Origin of the sequence: Aliiroseovarius zhejiangensis (assembly GCF_014656375.1) — a bacterium.
GTDB lineage: Bacteria > Pseudomonadota > Alphaproteobacteria > Rhodobacterales > Rhodobacteraceae > Aliiroseovarius > Aliiroseovarius zhejiangensis.
Map to the genome: position 1 here is coordinate 1 of NZ_BNCH01000009.1, position 17,431 is coordinate 17,431.

Here is a 17,431-nt window from a genome sequence, read left to right on the forward strand (position 1 = left end):
GCTTGCGTGACGGCCCTCGGCGCATTGGCGCTGGAGCAATTACTGAAGAAAGGTTCCGGAACCTTGAGAACAAACAGTGATTGCGGATTGCAACTTGTTAAATCAGCGATGGGCGGCACATACGGGCCGCGCTCAGTCAAATCCAGCCACAACAGGTTATGTATCAGAAAAATATAGGAAGATTAACACTCGACAAAGTGCCGATCCAGATCACAAGCACGGTTTGCGCACACTATTGGTTTCTTTTGCGCATACATCTGGTTTCTCTGGCAGCAATACCTTTTCAGAGTGGCGACCCCGGCAGGATTCGAACCTGCAACCTGCCCCTTAGGAGGGATGCGTTCATAGCGCTATTCCTTTTGTGATTTCTTACTGTTGGGTGTTTGTACAGCCTCATCCTGTACGTGGTTTGTACGAAAACGGGCCCTAATGTCGGCCTCATCGGTCTCTGCGTGGGCATAGATGCGCATGGGCAAATTAGGGTCTGACCAGCGACCGGCCTTGGCCGCCGTGACTGGATCAACGCCTTGGCGCACGACCAATTCAGTGAAAAAGCCATGCCGCCCAGCAGGGTGCGCTGACAGGTACGGAATACCCGCGCGTTTGCAGATCGTTTTCCAGCGCGTGTTGTAGCCCGTCGAGCTGCCATAGCCAAAAACGCGCGCCTTCATCAGTTTGCCGGTCTTCCGGTTCTTTGGGCGTTTCGGCTTCAGTGCGAGAAGCTCGGCCATCATCTGAGGCGAGACAGTGATCCAGCTTTCCGGATGCCCCTTCTGCGCCTTTACCCGCACTTTGTTTTCGTGTGGCCGCAAATCGTCTGGCTCCAATGATACGGCCTGATCAATTCGCGCAGCCGTCTCGAACATGAAACGGACCAACGCGGCATTGTAGGGATCAGCCACACGGCAAAATGCCTCGATCCATTCCTTATCAGCTGGCGTACGCTCCACGCGGCTAAGCTTCCCGCGTCGCTTGTCCTGCGCGATCCGCTCGAACTTGTCGTAGGGCTTCACGCGGATCAGCGGCGTCCCCTCCAGTTCGTGCGCATTGTTGATGACCGCACTCGCGGGCGTCACGATTTCACGCCACCAGGTATCGGTCGACGCCTTGGGTTTCAGCTTTGGTCCAAGGTTCTTCAATAGCGCGCCAGAAATCGCACCTAACGATAGGTCGCCGATTGCTTCGACAATCGGGATCAACTGCTTTGCCGCTTTAGGGGACGCGTTGTAAAGCATGATTGCATCAGAGAACGTCTTGCTCGGTTCGTCGCCCACAACATAGCGACGGATCTGACGTTCGGTCTCATGGTTTATCCAGTCTCGTGCGCCCTCTTCTGTAGATGCCTTAGTGCTTCGCCGGTATGGGCCGGCGATTGGCCTGCCGTTGTATTCAATCCACCCCTTGGCCCAGTAGACATGGCCCCTCTTGTAAATTTGGAGCGGCATGACTGGCCTCCTTCAAAAATCGTATCAATCTGCGCGGGCGTGATCAGCATGGTCCTTCCAAGGCGATAAAAAGCACCCGTCTCATTCGCACGCTCGCGCAAGGTGCGTTCCGAAATGTCGATCCCCATCCCGGCCATGACTTCGACCCACTGGGAGGGCGTTTTTCCAAGCCCCAAGATCTGAGAGCTGTCTGAATAGTTGGTCTCTGCCATTTCAGTCGTCCTTGTCCGCATAAGTTGAATCGGCGACACGCATGGAATCGCTTGTTCTGCACCTTCTGACGTGGTCAGATGGGATTAACTGGAATTTTATGTCATTTTGTGCAGTTTCGCGCAATTTGACAGTCACGTCAATGGGAACCTTGCATGGCGCGGGATTTGAAGGCTGTCTTCTCGGCAATGGGTGCGCGACTTGCGATCGCGCGCAACGAAGTCGGCCTGACGCAAACCGCTATGGCGGACGCGATCGGCGTCTCTCACCGCGCCTATCACAGCTACGAAAAAGGCCAGCGCGGCCTTCCCGTTGAGGCCTTGGTCGCAATTGCCGACAAGTTCGATGTGGACGCAGCATGGATCCTATTGGGCACAAAATCTGTCAGAGCGGCTCATGACTTTGAGGCGCTAAAGAGGATCGAGATTTCGCTCGATCAACACCTCACAGACGAAAACATCAAAATTAAGAGCGAGAAACGCGGAGCAATCGTAGCTCGCTGGTATCAGTCACACGTCGAAGGCCGTGAAGTCAGTGACGACGATGTGCACACGTGGATTGAATTGGTAAGGGAGTAATCTGGTGAACAAGGCAAGCAAACGCTGGAACATATTGCGACATTCGGTCTTGGAGCGCACCCGTCGTGAGGTGATTGAACCCTTAGGGCCGCTTTATCTGATCTTCCTGGGAACCAGCGTGTTCTACTTGATCGGCTTGAGCCGACTATCATTGGTACAACAGCCTACCGAATACTCGGTTATGGCCGCCATCTTGATTTTGGCCATCGCCGCAGCTGGCTTCGCACTTCCATTTTTGACAGGTGCGGTGCTGACCCTACACGCGGCCGATCGAAAATTGGAACGCCTACAACGCGATTAGCCTAAAATTGAAGGTGTTAGCCTAACATAAAATATTCAGCCTTCGCCGCGAAGAATTCATCTAAAACAATTCAGTAACGCGGACATTAGCAGGGCGGTACCCAAATAGGAAAAACATGAAAGTAACTAACCTCGGTGAAGGCATTCACCAACGCGAAATCAAAGGAGTCGAAATACTCCAGAAAGCCTTGCCCAGAGACTGGTATGCTTACACCAATCTTGAGTTTGTCATCAGTGCTGGTGCGACACGTGAGATCGACTTGGTGATCGTTGCTCCTGAACGAATTTTCGTGGTCGACCTGAAAGACTGGAATGGAAGGATCGAGGCCAGCAATGGCCGATGGGTGAAAGATGGCCGAGATCACGGGCCATCTCCAGTACCAAAAGTGTCTGAAAACGCGCGGCAAATTGGTACTGTTCTGACTAGCTTCGTTCGAAAGAATAGTGGTGGCCAGCGCATTTCGAGCCCATTCGTACATGGCGCGGTAGTGATGACCGGCAACGCGGAGATTCAGGGAATTGCACCAAGCGAGCTCGGGATGGTCCATACGATTGACGATTTTTTAAAGAAGCTTACGAACGAAAAGAAACGCGAAGAGGTCTTCGGAAAGCCCCGCGACGCATTTTATAGGTTTAAGCTCTCATCCCAAGATTGGAAAAGTCGACTTAGCAAGTTCTTCAATGTAAGAACCAGCCACTTTGAACCAGGGCGCCGCCGTTTTGGTGAATTTATTTCGTCAGCGCAAGTTCCGGAGTTCAGCCATTCGACGGGCGTTTTCTCTGAGTACGAAGCTTCAAGCACAATTGCAAAATCAACTGCTGGCACCCTAAGACTTTGGGATTTTACCCGTGCTGAAGCACGTTTCCAGAACAAGGATGCGCGGCGCGAAATAGCTGGTCGAGAACGCAGAGTTTGCGATTTCCTTACCGAGGCAACAGAAGATTTTCCAAGTGTTTCACTCCGAACCAGGGTGGAGGACCTCGACTTCGCCCCAGATTATTGGGAAGTCTATGAACGGCGAAATGACCTTAAACGCTTATCTGAAATCCCCTCTGTCGCACTGCAGCGAAAAAGCGTGCCCGATAGAATTGAGCTAGCGCGGCAAGCTGTTCATAAAGTAGCGATTTTGCATAGGCATAGCACTTCTCACTTAGACCTTGGCGAGCACTCGATCTGGGTTCAGGAACCCCATACCGTGCGGCTATCGCATTTCATGTCTGCTGCAATTCCAGACGAAGAAACCCTAGGGGCTTCAAGGTTTCATTTTTTGTCGTCTGCGCAAACTCCGGAGGACATCTACGGAGAAGAGTCAACTGGACAACGTAAAGACATATACCTTCTTGGTTTGGTGGTTCATCGATTATTGTTCGGGGCTTATCCAGAGAAGGACACTAGCGACGAGACAATGTCTTGGAATGCATCTGTCGATACTGATCAAGAGTTTACGCACCTACACTGGTGGTTGAGTACCTGCCTTGAGCTCAATCCATCGGATCGCTTTTCCTCCGCAGTCGAAGCGCTAGAGAGGTTTGGAGAAGCATCATTGGATGCTGGCTGGAATACTGAGGTTGCAAAAAGCCTGGAAAGCTACGGCAAGGAGTTCAGCTCGGTTTTTGAGTTGATTTCCCAGTTCCCAATGTCCGAACGTTTGTTGGACTCATCCGAAAAAGCAATATGGAAATCAGTTACAGAGGAAGGGCAATTTCTAGTCAAACTTTGGAAAAGCGCTTGTTGGAGTGATTTCAAGAAAGACGCTCTTCGGATCCTGCGACACCTGAACAGCTTAGACGACCTTCGAGCGTCTGAGTTACCCTTCGTTCCCAAAATAAGATCGGTCCATTGGATGGGCGATCACATCGGCTTGGTGCAAGAATGGGTTGAAGGAGAAACACTTTCAGAGCGTACGCAAAAGCAGGCGGCGTCCGAGAGCAACTACGCTGAAGTTGCCGCGCAGATTACCGATTCGATCATCAGGTTGCACGAAAAAGGCATTGGTCACGGGGACTTGAAACCTTCAAATATTCTCTTGCCCGAAGACGGTCTTCGATCTGTACAATTGATTGATATTGTTGATTTTGGTCACGCCGATGACGGCGAGATCCTTAACTCTGAGTACAGCCGAGAAGGACAGGACGCATTTCAGCGAGACGGCTATGCTGTTTCTAAGATTGTTTGTGAGCTCGCTGAGTTCTTTTCCGACATTGAAGTCACAAAGCGTGTGCTGACAGATGTCCCAGAACTTACTGACCCGGAAAACAATCTCTTCGACTTGGGGCGGGTTTTAGAACTTCTGAACAAACCTGCCGAAACTGACATTGATCAAAATGAAATGACAATCGAAGTCGGAATGCGGGACGTTGAAACCCATAAACTTGCGACTGATGAAGGCCAGTATTTTGTAAGACCGCTCGACAAAGGACGTGGCTGGGCAGTTAGAGGCGCAACTGAGCAGATTATTGTCTTCTGCGACGATAAGGGAAAAGTTTCTAACGCTATTCTACGTTCAGTCTCTCAGGGGCAAATCGCACGTTTTGGGAGGTTTGAGGTTGGTGCATTCACGGGACAGATCCGGATCAAAAAAAGCTCGGTCAATCAATTAATCCAACTTGAATCCATACGAGATGCCTTCGGCGACGAACTTGTCGACTTAGAGTTGGAGCATTCTGAAGAGGATCAAACCAACACAGAAATTCCCGAGGAGGATGCAGAAAATAGCTCAAGTACTGAAGAAGAGCTTGACGCCTTGGGGGAGATTATTGCCGCTCAACATAGCAATCTTGATTTTTCTTACGTAGATCGTCTTTGGCAGAAATTTTTGAAGCTTGAACTTGAGCAACAGGTCACAGCGACGACTACAGACGAAGCCTTTGTTAACTCGAAAGATAATAGCGTTCATATCCCATACGAGATGCGAACGGGAACTCTCGATTTTCCGTCTAATGACACGATCTCTGTCGAAGTGCTCGACCAAAAGCGAAGTACTTGGCATAGAATTGGCCAACTGGATCTAGAACAATCAAATTCTGAGGTGTTGGTTCTGGACGGTCGTTTTGGTCAGGGAACACGATCTAGAAGAAACGGCCGAACCGTTGTTCGCGACAACCAAATCATAAGACTTCTTAGTCACTTTGAAGAGACGAGCCGACTTCGGCGTCGCGAAGCAACAGAAAGAGTCCTTTCGAGACGTTCCGAGAACCCAAATTTGCGCGATGTGTTTTGCGGAGATTTAGTGTCTCCAACGAATGCATCCCTTCCAAACCTGAATTTTGAACACGTTCAGAAGAAACATAATCTCAATCCCTCGCAAATCACTGCTTTAAAGAACGTACTCACAAATAGACCTGTAGGCATCCTTCAGGGCCCTCCTGGCACCGGAAAAACCAAGTTTATAGCCGCGCTTGTGCAATGTGCACTGGACGCAGGCATTGCATCGAATGTTCTTGTGGCCAGCCAATCTCATGAGGCCGTAAACAATGCTGCCGATGCGATCTTGGAATGCTATGACGATGATGACTCTCCTTTGCTGCTAAGGGTAGGGCACGAAGGACATATCTCTGGAAAGCTTCGGCACTATAGCACAAGAAGCCTTGAGGGACAGAAACGTGAAAAATTCTCGGCTACGATCGACCCCAAAATAAAAATTGCGGCTGCCATGACGGATGTTTCGGTAGAAAAGGCAAGGGAAGTAATAAACTTAGAAATCTCAATTAAACCGCTCGTCGAAAAGCTGTTCGGCCTTGAACGTGAGCGAGGAACAAGGTCGGGTCCCAACGAGCCGGATAGTAGAATAAAAGATCGAACTATTCAGCACCTAGAAAGAGCTCTCGCAAGGTTCGACCCGAACTCCCTGAGCGAATTTAATTTCACCGATGGAGAGGCTGCATTTTTGCTCGAACTTCGAGCCAGTATTGCGAAGCAAATTGACCTTAGCTTGAACAAATATCAGATACTGGCAGACGTTGCGGAGCTCATTCGAGACATCAAAAACAGTGTTTCTACTGGTGACCGAAATTTTGACGCTTTTTTTGCAGGTACGCGTCAGGTCGTAGCAGGCACATGCGTTGGGCTAGGTAGATCTTCTCTAGGGTTAACAAAGACGCCTTTTGATCTAGTTGTTATTGACGAGGCAGCAAGGTGTGCCTCCAGTGAGTTGGCTGTTCCGATGCAGGCAGGCAGGTGGATAGTCTTGGTGGGCGACCAGGCCCAACTCGAACCTCTTCACGACCAAAACATTGTGCGAGGCGTCTCGAGGCAGCTTGGAATCGAAGAAAAGCAAGCGCAAATTTCAGACTTTGAGCGACTATTCCGTTCCAGCTACGGAAGTGAGGCTGCAAGTCTCCTTGCGACCCAGTATCGAATGCTTCCGCCAATCGGCGACATCGTCTCTCAAGCATTCTATGATGGGCGACTGATTAACGGGCGTGAGGAACCAATCCTTAAACTACAGTCGAAACCAATATGCCTGGACCGTCCTGCGTATTGGGTAACAACAGATGGTGAGGGCAAAAATGCTCAGCAGCGAAAATCGGGAACCAGTTTGGAGAACCAAGCTGAAGCAGACGTTATCGCTAATCTGTTGAGGTTGTGGAGTAACTCTACCTCACTTATTTCTGCGATTGAGAGTACTGATCTGGAGTTTCCAATTGGCATCATTTGCATGTATTCCGCCCAGAGAAATTTGATCAAATCGACACTAATGAAAACCGATATCAGCGCCAAGATGCGAAGAATGATTAGGGTCGACACCGTGGATAGCTACCAAGGAAAACAGAATCTTATCGTCCTACTTTCGCTAGTCAGAAACAATCAACATGGCGTCAAGCAAGATGGCGTCCCAACGATTAAAGAAGGTTTTATGGCTAGAGATAATAGAGTTAACGTTGCCTTCAGCCGCGCTATGGACAATTTAATAATTGTGGGAGCGCGAGATGGTTGGCCTACTAAGGGGCCTCTTGGACGAATTCGTGAAATATTTAGTCGAAAGCTAGAAAATCAGGCTGTTGGCGTAGTGACGCCGAATGAAATTCAGGCCTCTCTAATGCGTGGCGAGACCGAAAAATGACCAACCCCGACAAAAAACGGAAGACACTTACGCTCGGCAAACGAAAAGCAGATACTTCTATTCACTTAAGAGGGGAGAGTAGAGGTTTTGATACAAACGAAAAACCTCAAGACCAGGAGCCACCTCTAGTTGGGACTATCGACTTTTTGTTGCCTTGCAGGGACTATGTTGTCGATTTTAAGGTCGCTGATACGAAGAGACTCTCAATCACCTTAGAGTACCTTCTGAGATTATTGAAACTTCTAGGTCGACTTACTGAGGAGGAGCTTGCAGAGTTTTTTAACTACTCACGAAAAGAACTCGAATTCGTGCTATCTGAAGCAAAGGAGCGTGACTACGTAGCATGGCGAAACGGCGAAGTTGAACTAAACAATGTTGGACGAGCATTGTTCTCCTCCGGGCAAAATATCCCCTTCTCACTTGAGCTTCAGTCATTCTCGAAACGAGTTGGCTTCGACCTCTTGTCACTTGGGTTCGAACACAGAGGGCATTTGTCCTATTTTGAACGTTCTTTGCCGGAGCTAGAGGTCATGCATACGAGCTTCGTAGAGGGCGGAAGCAAAGATATTCCTGCGGTATTCCGAAAGAATTATTTCGACATCATGATTTCGGACTCACGGCTTGAGCGCGAACGGAAGGGTTTGTACTCAATCGACAAGATCTCTTCCGGTGACCGCTTCAGCGCATTGGTGACTGTGAATATTCGGCTGGACGAACGGGGCGTAGGTCAGCCTGACTACTCATTGGCAGGTCCGAGAGCCGATCAAGATGCAGCATCAAGAAATGAAATTTTTGAAAGCGTTTCTTCCTTTTTGGGCCGACAGTGTAGAACCAAAAGAGAGACGGATCAGGTGTCACTGGACTTGTTTAAAGCTTTGATCGAAGGAGCTTTAACAACGCCGAGAAGTCAAGCGGTTGGAAAGTTGCAGTCTCCGAAATCTATGGCACAGGAACTACTTGATGCTGTAAATTCCGCAGAGGGAAACAGCGCGTTCATAGGGTCTCCGTTCCTACCGGAAATTGGGACGCAGTTGATCGCGGCGATAAGAGATGGGCAATCTAAAAGACAGTGCACCTCAAACGTAGCCTGGTTACTCCCGAACGCTCCGGCATGGGGCATGACGGCGAACCTACCATCTCTGATCGAAGGCGTTTTTGAAGAATTTAGTTTTTTGACTGATGATGGTACAATCGAAGCTTCCCAGGAAGAACAAGCACTTAAATCAGAAAGAGCGGCAAGCTCGCCTGCGCTCGAATGGTTCTACTCTGGCTCTCTTGAACGGCACACAGAGGCAGCGTTTGCACCTTACAAAAAGGTTGGGCACGAGCTTTCAATTTCAAACAATCTTGTCGAAGTGCTTGTCTGTTCTGATGCAGCAGTTTTGATAGCAATTCACCTCCCACCAACGCGCGGTTCAGCTATGCTAACGCCAGTCGGAGTGATTTCGTCCTCAGAGAAAGTTGTGAATCTCGCGCGCCAGTATCTTATACAATTGCAGGCCCAAACCGCCGGCACGCCGTAAGAAAGAACAGAATCCGGATCTAAAATGCCTAAACCAGAGTACAGGATCCACACGATTCGCTCAAATCGAGTGCCCGGAGCTGCGGTGGTTATCACGGGCCTCTAGCACTCGTTCAGCAGCTTCTCGGCGTCTTTCGCTAGTTTCCAGCTGGTCTCCAATCCTGTCTGCAGCGTCTCGTAGTTCTGCTCCTCGCGCAGCAAGTCGGCCAATGTGGTGACGGACGTGAGATGTGATTTCATCAATAGCGCCACGCAATGCGCCAAGCCATTCACCTTGCTTTCGATCCTGCTGGTCGAGCGCTTCTCCAAAGCGTGCAATTCCTTGGCTGAACTCTCGCAGGCCGTCACCAACCGCTCGACGGATGCGAGCAATTCGCGTTCCAATGCTGTCAGGGTCTGTGTCATCTAGGGTTCCTTGATCTCGATACAGATGACCGGCGTCCCGGCCATGGTGCAGGTCTTCAATTCGGTCCGCTCGGGGTCCAGCGTTACCCATGTCTGCCCAGCCTGTTCGACCCGTGTCAGGCCAAGCCTCGTCATCTCCGAGCGCGTGATCACGCCCGTCCAAAACCAACTCGCGATCAGCACTGTCGCGATCCAGGATGAGACCATCACCACGACCACCCAGGGTGAGATCGTCAACCAACGCCTGATCGTCTCGCTCCGCCTCTCCAACTCGCTCCTGCTGTCGCTCAGAAAGAACCTGATATCGGCCTCGATTGTATGCAGCGCGCTGGTCGCAATGCTGCTGAAATCGCTCCTGAAGCTCTCCAGTTGAGATGCCATCAAGGCGGCGTGGTCGCTGCGTACTGTCTCCAGGTCCGCGTTCAATTTCTCGGCGAGGCGGTTCGGCTTGCCAGTCGTCATGGAAAATTTCTCCTTTCAATCGCCAGCGCTCGCCGGTGTCGGGATCTTTAGTGGTGATGTAATTTTTGCTGGCACGGGGGATCTCGAAGCCCGCGTCTGTGAGCGCATCGATCATGCTGGCGCGGTCGCTGATGGTGCCGACACTAATCTGATCGAGGATCCAATCGTGGATCGCTTCGCGACCCTGAGCCCGCGTCGGCGCTTCAATCGTCGCCCTCACTTCGCGGGCGCGCTCTGGGTCCAAAGGGTCTGCCCAACCGTGCGTTTTGTTCATCAAATCACGCAGGCTGGAAAAGGCGTTCTCATGTCCCGGCGGAGCGATGTTCAGCGCCTTGCCCGTGCCGAGCTCAAGGCGTGGCGCGCAGAAGTGCAGCTCGACGTTGCTCTCATGCGAGTGGCGCACCCAGAGACAATCGTATTGATCCCTGTCCAGCCCAGAAAAGGCCAGAGCCTCAAATAGCTCAATGGCCTCTTGCTGGGCGGCGAGACTGGGATCGTCGCTGTCGGCAAAGCTGATCACACCTGCCGTGTAGCTCCACTTGTTGGGGCTCGCATCAATCAGGTCGCGGGTCTGATCGGGATTGCCGTGCAGCACCTCGGGCAGAGGGTCGCGGATCTTGGTTTGCGGCTGGCCGTTGTCATCACGGATCAGATTGCGGTTCTCGTCATAGGCCAGAACTTCGCGCGCGGTCAGGTAGTCCACGGGAGCTGCACCGCCACCAGTGCCGGTGGAGAAGAACGAAATGATCATTCGCTGCTCCCGCCTGTGTGTGCCGCCACGATCTGCGCCAACTGCCGTTCGATGACCACCAGCTGAGCCGCGACCTTGAGCGCATCGATCTGGCTCGCGCGGCCAGATTTGACCGCGCCGTTGATCCAACGGGAGAGCTGGTTGAGGTTGCCGCCGACACGGGCAATCGCAAAGGTCAGCTTCGGGTCAACACGGGGGACGGGCTTGCGCCGACGTGCCTCAGTCAGCCCCAAGGCCTCACGCATCAACGTGGCATTGGGCAGGCCAGCGGCGCGCGCCTTGGCCACAAGCGCTGCCTTTTCCGACGGGGTGCATCGAAAGATCACACTCTCGGAAAGGCCCTCTTTGACGCCGCTTGCGCGCGTCTGGTTGGGGTTTGAAGGGGAGGCTTGCCACCCCTCACAAGTCCCGCCGATGTAATCGGTGGGTAACCTTGCTCTCTGCTCTTCGGGGGGATCGGTCGCACTCATGCTCTGAGCCCCGCAGCCTCGATTTCAGCAGGGCTGACCAGGTTTGCGGCCAGCAAAGCGGTTACTTGGCCGGGCGTGATATGGCGGCAAAGGGGGTGCTTGTCCGTGACCCAGTCGGCCAAGCCTTTCAGCAGTTCGGCTTCTTTGGCTTTGCCTGCTTCTTGCGCCTCCTCAACATCGTGAAGGTATTTCAACCAACGGCCAGACGTGAACCAATTGTCGGAGAAGCACACTTTGGAGCGGGTGAAGCCTTCGCTTTCGGATGCATAGGCTTGGACGGCGTCCTCGAGGTCTTTGGCATCCACACCATCGGCCAGCGCTTGGCAGATCTGCGAAAGGCAAACCGCTTTGCCGCGAACGCGATCCTCGGGATAGGCGGACAAAATCTTTTCAGAAACTTCATCCTCCACCGCCACCTTCGCGTGCGAAGGATTTGGTTTTTGATATGGTTTATATCTGTTCTTATAGGATTTGCCCTCTGGGGCAGATGGCTTGCCCTCAGGGGCAAATGCATCATTTTCTCTTTCGGTCGGATCGATTTGCCCATTTGGGCAAATGGAGTTGACCAGGGCATACCAACAGGTCCGGTCATAGCGATCATCGCTGAAATTACCCTTGATGATCAGCTCCGCACTCACCAGCTTTTTGAGCGCTGTACGGATCTGCTTTTCGCTCAGATATGGGAACAACTCACCAAAGGCCGAGATCGAATTGTAAGTCCAATACCGCCCGTCGCGAAGGTTCCGGCGATTGGCTTGGTTCTTCTCGATCCAGAACATGATGTTCTGGAAAATCACCGCCGCATTGAGGCCGACACGTCTGGCGATTTCGGGATCAAAGCTATGGCGGCTCATGATTGACCCCCGAAATACGCACAAACGTGCGAATTTTGTACAGGTTTTGTACGAGAAATCGGCCGTTTCAGCCGATTTCGGCCTGAAAGCTCACGGGCCTTTTTGCAGGCTTCCGCACAACGTCCTGTAAATAAGCCATATTTTTCAGGTGTTTTTGGCGACCCCGGCAGGATTCGAACCTGCAACCTGCCCCTTAGGAGGGGGCTGCTCTATCCAGTTGAGCCACGGGGCCGTTTGGGTGGAATAGTGTCCGGTCCCCGGCTTGTCCAGCGGGGTTTAGCGTCGGCGGAGTGTGTCTCCGGGTTGGATCTTGGGTGTCAGTTCAATCCGCTCTCCGCCGCCGCTGTCACCTTTTTCCGTACTGCGATTTGCGATGATCTGGGCGGCGGCGCGGCCGATTTCGATCCGGCAGGCATCCATCGTGGCAAGCTGCCGGGGCAGACCGTCCAGCAGTTCAACACCGTTAAAACCAGCAAGACCGACCTGACCCGGCACTTTGATTCCCTGATCAAGACAATACAGCAGCCCACCCGCGCCAATCATGTCGTTGGAATAGTACAGGAAATCTATTTCCGGTGTGCGCTTCAACATTGCTTCGGTCATTTCGCGCCCCTTGGCCAGCGCCGAGCCGCCCTCGTAGAATTCTCGGTCCACGATCTCGACGCCTTCCTTGGCCAGCGCCTCGGTGAAGCCTTCGAACCGCTTGCGGGCGCGATGGTCCAACGGCATCTTGGTGCCCAGAAAACCGATATTGCGATAACCCGCTTTCAGGATGGCATTGGCCATCTTGCGGCCCGCCCGCCTGTGCGAAATGCCGACACAGGCGTCGATGGCCAGGCCGTCGGTATCCATGATCTCGACCACCGGTATGCCGGCAGCCTTCAGCATCGCCTTGGCCGCGTCGGAATGTTCCAGACCCGCGATGATCACCCCGGACGGGCGCCAGGACAGCATTTCATACAGCACTTTTTCTTCGCGCTCGGGGTTGTAGTTGGTGACGCCCACGACCGGTTGCAGCGACGTTTCATCCAGCACCTCGTTGATGCCGGTCATCACCTCGGGAAACACCATATTGCTGAGCGAGGGGATGATGACCGCGACAAGGTTGACCCGTTGCGAGGCGAGCGCACCCGCGATCTTGTTCGGCACATAGCCCAGGTCTTTGGCCGCCTCCAACACGCGTTCGCGCGTGGCCTGGCTGACATCGCCCCGGTTGCGCAACACGCGACTGACCGTCATTTCGCTGACGCCAGAGGCTTCGGAAACATCACGAAGCGTTAGCGGGCGTCGGTGGCGGGCAGGGGCTGAATCGGTCACGATGGCATCCTTGTACAAAGGGGAATGCGCTCATGTTAGCGATAAAGTCATTCTTGGCAATGGCCTCTTTTCACACCGATGTTAGCCTAACATTTTCAGGCCAGATGTGTCAGAAGCGCGTCGTGGATCTCTGGCGCTCCAGCAATCATGCCCGACAGCTGGGGCACCGGGTTGTTGAAGCGTGCAGGTCGACGGGCCGGGTCGCTGACCGCGCCACCCGCTTCTTCGACGATCAGGCTACCGGCAGCCACGTCCCATTCCCATGTCGGATGCAGGGTCATCATCGCGTCGAACCGCCCTTCGCCCACAAGCGACAACCGATAGGCCAACGAGGATCGGAAGGCGCGGGTGATCGGCGGCACTGTGGCATTTGTCCAGCACGAAGGATTGAAATTCGGCTTGGCGGCAAGGACCGTGGCACCGTCAAGGTCGCGGCGCGGGCTGACGGCCAGCGTATTGCCGTTCAGCGTCGCCCCCTTGCCGTGGGCGGCTGCATAGAGCTTGTCACGCAAGGGAAGATACACCACTGCCGCTTCGACGCGGCCTTGTCGAGCTATGGCCAGCGAATGCGCCCAGGTGGTGGATCCTTCGATGAAGGAGCGTGTGCCGTCAATCGGGTCAACGATGAACACGTGCTCGGCCTTCAGCCGCTCTGCGCCATCCTCGGTTTCCTCGGACAGCCAGCCATAGTCGGGCCGGGCGGCAGTCAGTTCCTCGCGCAGCATCTGGTCCACGGCCAGGTCGGCTTCGGTCACGGGGCCTAACCCGTCGGGTTTGTCCCAACGGTCGGCAAACCCGTGGAAAAAGCGCGCCGCGATTCTTCCGGCATCCTGTGCGGCCTCGATCAGCAGGGACAGGTCGTCAGTCACCGGCAATGGTCATTCCTTCGACCAGCAGGCTGGGGACCATGCGGCTCAGATGGGCTTCGGCGTCATTGGCGGGGATGATCCGGCGCAGCATATCGCGCAGGTTTCCCGCGATGGTGCATTCGTTGACCGGATAAGCGATCTGCCCGTTCTCGACCCAGAAGCCAGAGGCACCGCGCGAGTAATCTCCGGTGGTCGGATTGATGGTGGATCCGATCATTGAGGTGACGAGCAGCCCGGTGCCCATCTGCTTTATTAGATCGTCGCGGGACAAATCGCCCTGTGTCAGGGTCACATTCGAGATTGACGGCGACGGCGGTGCAGAGGTGCCGCGCGACGCATTCGCGGTGCTGCGCAGCCCCAGTTTCCCGGCCGTCGCGATGTCGAGTGTCCAACCGGTGAGCGTCCCACCATCAATAATCTTGCGCATCTGTGTTGCGAGACCTTCGCCATCGAACGGGCGCGAGCCCGAGATGCGCGGGCGATGCGGATCTTCGATCAGATCAATGCCGTCCGGCAAGACCTGTTCGCCCAGCGCATCGCGCAACCAGGATGACCCGCGCGCAATCATCGCCCCGTTGACCGCCGACAAAAGATGCCCGATCAGTGAGGAAGAAATCCGTTCGTCGTACAGCACCGGAAAGGCACCGGTCGGGGGTTTGCGGGCGCCTGCACGTGCTACGGTGCGGTCACCGGCTTTGGTGCCGACCTCATGCGCCGACGGCAAGTCGCACTGAAAGGTCCGCATTTCGCCGGCATAGTCACGTTCCATCGACGCGCCTTCGCCAGTGATGGCGACCGTGGAAATGGCCCTGTGGGTGCGCCCATAGCCGCCGGAAAACCCAGTGCTGGTTGCAAGGTGGAACTGGTGCCGCCCGTAGCCCGCGGAGCTGCTGGACACCTGCGAAACGCCCTTGACGGCCAATGCGGCGGCTTCGGCCTTGGCGGCGTCGCGTTCCAGATCAGCTGGGTCTGGCTCGGGTGTTGGGTCTTGCAGCTCCAGCGCCGCCAAATCCCAGTCGCGGGCCAGCATGTCAGGGCTTGCCAGTGCGATATGAGCGTCCTCGGGTGCTTCGCGGGCCATGGTCACCGCGCGTTCGGCCATGGTTTCGATGGTCTGCGCCGAGATGTCCGAGGCCGAGACACAAGCTTGCCGCTTCCCGACCAGCACACGCAACCCGATGTCGATGCCTTCCGACCGTTCGGCATGTTCCAGTTTGCCGTGCAGCACGTCGATCGACACTGACGTCCCGTCGACTGCCAGCGCATCCGCGCCATCGGCACCAGCCTTTCGGGCAGCATCCAGCAACTGCTGTGTCAGTTGGTCAAGCGCGTTTGTCATATCGATCCCTTTCCCGGTCGTGTCTCTGAGGTAACGTCAGGGACGCGTGGTCGCAAGATGTGACTCTGGCCTAAACCACTTTGCTGGGCTAGCACTGAGAAGACAGGAGGAGTGAGTATGACAGACATGACCGGAAAAACCGTGCTGATCACCGGCGCCAGCCGTGGCATCGGCGAGGCTGCGGCCCATATCTTTGCCCAGGCCGGGGCCAACGTGGTGCTGACGGCGCGCGGAAAATCCCAGATCGACGCGATCGCCGCCGCCATTGGCAACCGCGCCCTTTCCGTGCCCTGCGATGTGTCGAAATGGGACGATGTGAAAGCTGCCGTCGATGCGGCCGTTGCGAAATTCGGGACGGTCGATGTGCTGATCAACAACGCAGGCGTGATCGAGCCGATCGGGCCGCTGATAGACTCTGATCCCGCCCAATGGGGCCATGTGATCGACGTGAATCTGAAGGGTGTCTATTATGGAATGCGCGCGGTGATGCCGATCATGGCGGCGCAAGGGGGTGGCTCGGTCCTGACCATCAGTTCCGGTGCCGCGCATACCGCATTGGAGGGGTGGGCGCATTACTGCGCATCAAAGGCCGGGGTGCATATGTTGACCAAATCGCTGCACAAGGAAGGGGCGGGGCGGGGCATTCGCGCGATGGGCCTGTCGCCTGGCACCGTTGCCACCCAGATGCAGCGTGAGATCAAGCATTCAGGGATCAATGCGGTCGCACAGCTTTCCTGGGCGGATCACATTCCGCCGGAATGGGTGGCGCGCGCCCTTCTGTGGATGTGCTCCGACGATGCAAACGAGTTCCTTGGCGAAGAGATATCGCTCAGGGACGAGGCGATCCGTGATCGCGCGCAGGTGCGTGGATGATTGACCTTGCCAAGCAGGACGGGGTCTGGATTGTGACCCTGAACCGCCCCGACAAGGCCAATTCACTGACCAAGGCGATGCTAGAGGAATTGGCGCAGATTGCCATGGACGCCGCAGGCGAGGCACGGGTGCTGATCCTGACCGGTGCAGGCAAGGTCTTCTCGGCCGGGGCAGATCTGGACGAAGCGCGTTCGGGCCTTGCGGTGGACGGGGTGTGGGAACGGCTGTCAAACGCGGTCTCGGCCGCGCCCTGCCTGACCATTGCGGCGCTGAACGGCACGCTGGCGGGTGGCGCGTTCGGCATGGCGCTGGCCTGTGACATCCGCATCGCGGTGCCCGAGGCGTCGTTCTTCTATCCGGTGATGAAACTGGGGTTCCTGCCGCAACCGTCCGACCCGCGCCGCATGGTGGGGCTGATCGGCCCGGCGCGCACCAAGATCATTCTGATGTCCGGGCAGAAAGTGCAGGCCGACGAGGCGCTGCAATGGGGGCTGGTGGACCGGTTGGTTCCGCGTGACGCGTTGATGACTGCCGCGCTGGACCTTGCGGATGCGGCCCGTGCGCAACAGGCTGACCATGTGGCCCAGATGAAGCAAATGATCCCTGAAACAGGCTCTGATACACCTTAAAATCGCCCGCGCCGCCGTCGTGCCCCCTTTGTCACTGCATAGAATTCCGGGGGCCGCTTCGCCACCCAGGTGATGAACCGTGCCAAGCCTGGATGGGATTTCAACGCCGCGACCGTGTTGAACTGCCGCGCCAGATCAGCCTCGCTCAGTTCAAGGTGGATCTGGTTGTGACAGATCTGATGCAACAGCACCACCGGCCCACCCTTGCCGCCCCGCAGCTTGGGCACAAGATGATGTTTGCTTTGCGCTACGTCAGGCGGAATGGGCCTGCCACACAGGGCGCAGAGGGGCACAGAATCCTTGCCCTTTGAGGTCAGTTCGCTATCCATGCTGCACAGTTTTGC

At 54.8% G+C, this 17,431-nt stretch carries 14 protein-coding genes and 1 tRNA gene; 6 read left to right on the forward strand and 9 right to left on the reverse strand.

Translation table 11 applies throughout. The features are described 5' to 3' along the window. Nucleotides 1-350: 350 nt before the first annotated feature. Entirely contained in the window at nucleotides 351-1,445 is a 1,095-nt protein-coding gene (locus IE188_RS15045) for a tyrosine-type recombinase/integrase (protein WP_191287346.1), read from the reverse strand. Nucleotides 1,446-1,810: 365 nt separating this feature from the next. Here IE188_RS15045 and IE188_RS15050 point away from each other — a divergent pair, with 365 nt between their 5' ends. The 4 genes from IE188_RS15050 (at nucleotide 1,811) to IE188_RS15065 (ending at nucleotide 9,119) form a co-directional block, all read left to right on the forward strand. Further along, the gene (locus IE188_RS15050) at nucleotides 1,811-2,233 is read left to right on the forward strand and encodes a helix-turn-helix domain-containing protein (RefSeq protein WP_191287347.1); all 423 of its coding nucleotides are present in this window, start codon (nucleotides 1,811-1,813) and stop codon (nucleotides 2,231-2,233) included. Nucleotides 2,234-2,237: 4 nt separating this feature from the next. After that, nucleotides 2,238-2,534, forward strand: a complete 297-nt coding sequence (locus IE188_RS15055; RefSeq protein ID WP_191287348.1) for a hypothetical protein — start codon at nucleotides 2,238-2,240, stop codon at nucleotides 2,532-2,534. A gap of 115 nt (nucleotides 2,535-2,649) precedes the next feature. Beyond that, nucleotides 2,650-7,596, forward strand: coding sequence for an AAA domain-containing protein (locus IE188_RS15060; protein ID WP_191287349.1), 4,947 nt, complete (start codon nucleotides 2,650-2,652; stop codon nucleotides 7,594-7,596). Then, entirely contained in the window at nucleotides 7,593-9,119 is a 1,527-nt protein-coding gene (locus IE188_RS15065) for a hypothetical protein (protein WP_191287350.1), read from the forward strand. The genes IE188_RS15060 and IE188_RS15065 overlap by 4 nt, the downstream gene beginning before the upstream one ends. Before the next feature lie 60 nt (nucleotides 9,120-9,179). Here the strand turns inward: IE188_RS15065 and IE188_RS15070 are convergent, their stop codons facing one another. The 7 genes from IE188_RS15070 to IE188_RS15100 all read right to left on the reverse strand — a co-directional run bounded on the left by IE188_RS15070 (nucleotide 9,180) and on the right by IE188_RS15100 (nucleotide 15,585). Further along, complete coding sequence (locus IE188_RS15070; RefSeq protein WP_191287351.1) at nucleotides 9,180-10,736, reverse strand: relaxase family protein; 1,557 nt, start codon at nucleotides 10,734-10,736, stop codon at nucleotides 9,180-9,182. Continuing rightward, nucleotides 10,733-11,206, reverse strand: a complete 474-nt coding sequence (locus tag IE188_RS16795) for a plasmid mobilization protein (RefSeq protein ID WP_229836906.1) — start codon at nucleotides 11,204-11,206, stop codon at nucleotides 10,733-10,735. Before IE188_RS16795 ends, IE188_RS15070 begins: the two co-directional genes overlap by 4 nt. Beyond that, nucleotides 11,203-12,060: a hypothetical protein gene (locus tag IE188_RS15080; protein ID WP_191287352.1), complete on the reverse strand. Its 858-nt coding sequence runs from the start codon at nucleotides 12,058-12,060 to the stop codon at nucleotides 11,203-11,205. The genes IE188_RS16795 and IE188_RS15080 overlap by 4 nt, the downstream gene beginning before the upstream one ends. 155 nt (nucleotides 12,061-12,215) lie before the next feature. Further along, nucleotides 12,216-12,292: transfer RNA gene (locus IE188_RS15085), tRNA-Arg, on the reverse strand. 44 nt (nucleotides 12,293-12,336) lie between these two features. Then, nucleotides 12,337-13,377 carry a LacI family DNA-binding transcriptional regulator gene (locus tag IE188_RS15090; protein ID WP_229836908.1) on the reverse strand — a complete coding sequence of 347 codons (1,041 nt, stop codon included), beginning with the start codon at nucleotides 13,375-13,377 and terminating at the stop codon, nucleotides 12,337-12,339. A gap of 95 nt (nucleotides 13,378-13,472) precedes the next feature. Further along, nucleotides 13,473-14,252 carry an inositol monophosphatase family protein gene (locus tag IE188_RS15095; protein ID WP_191287353.1) on the reverse strand — a complete coding sequence of 260 codons (780 nt, stop codon included), beginning with the start codon at nucleotides 14,250-14,252 and terminating at the stop codon, nucleotides 13,473-13,475. Further along, nucleotides 14,239-15,585, reverse strand: a complete 1,347-nt coding sequence (locus IE188_RS15100) for a TldD/PmbA family protein (protein WP_191287354.1) — start codon at nucleotides 15,583-15,585, stop codon at nucleotides 14,239-14,241. Before IE188_RS15100 ends, IE188_RS15095 begins: the two co-directional genes overlap by 14 nt. A 117-nt stretch (nucleotides 15,586-15,702) precedes the next feature. On the opposite strand from IE188_RS15100, the gene IE188_RS15105 reads away from it, so the two are divergent. Both IE188_RS15105 and IE188_RS15110 read left to right on the forward strand, forming a co-directional pair. Then, on the forward strand, nucleotides 15,703-16,458 hold the full coding sequence (locus IE188_RS15105) for an SDR family oxidoreductase (RefSeq protein ID WP_191287355.1): 756 nt from the start codon (nucleotides 15,703-15,705) through the stop codon (nucleotides 16,456-16,458). Beyond that, nucleotides 16,455-17,087 carry an enoyl-CoA hydratase/isomerase family protein gene (locus IE188_RS15110; protein WP_191287356.1) on the forward strand — a complete coding sequence of 211 codons (633 nt, stop codon included), beginning with the start codon at nucleotides 16,455-16,457 and terminating at the stop codon, nucleotides 17,085-17,087. Before IE188_RS15105 ends, IE188_RS15110 begins: the two co-directional genes overlap by 4 nt. Here the strand turns inward: IE188_RS15110 and IE188_RS15115 are convergent. Further along, nucleotides 17,084-17,416: an HNH endonuclease family protein gene (locus IE188_RS15115; RefSeq protein WP_191287357.1), complete on the reverse strand. Its 333-nt coding sequence runs from the start codon at nucleotides 17,414-17,416 to the stop codon at nucleotides 17,084-17,086. The genes IE188_RS15110 and IE188_RS15115 overlap by 4 nt on opposite strands. Nucleotides 17,417-17,431 lie beyond the last annotated feature (15 nt).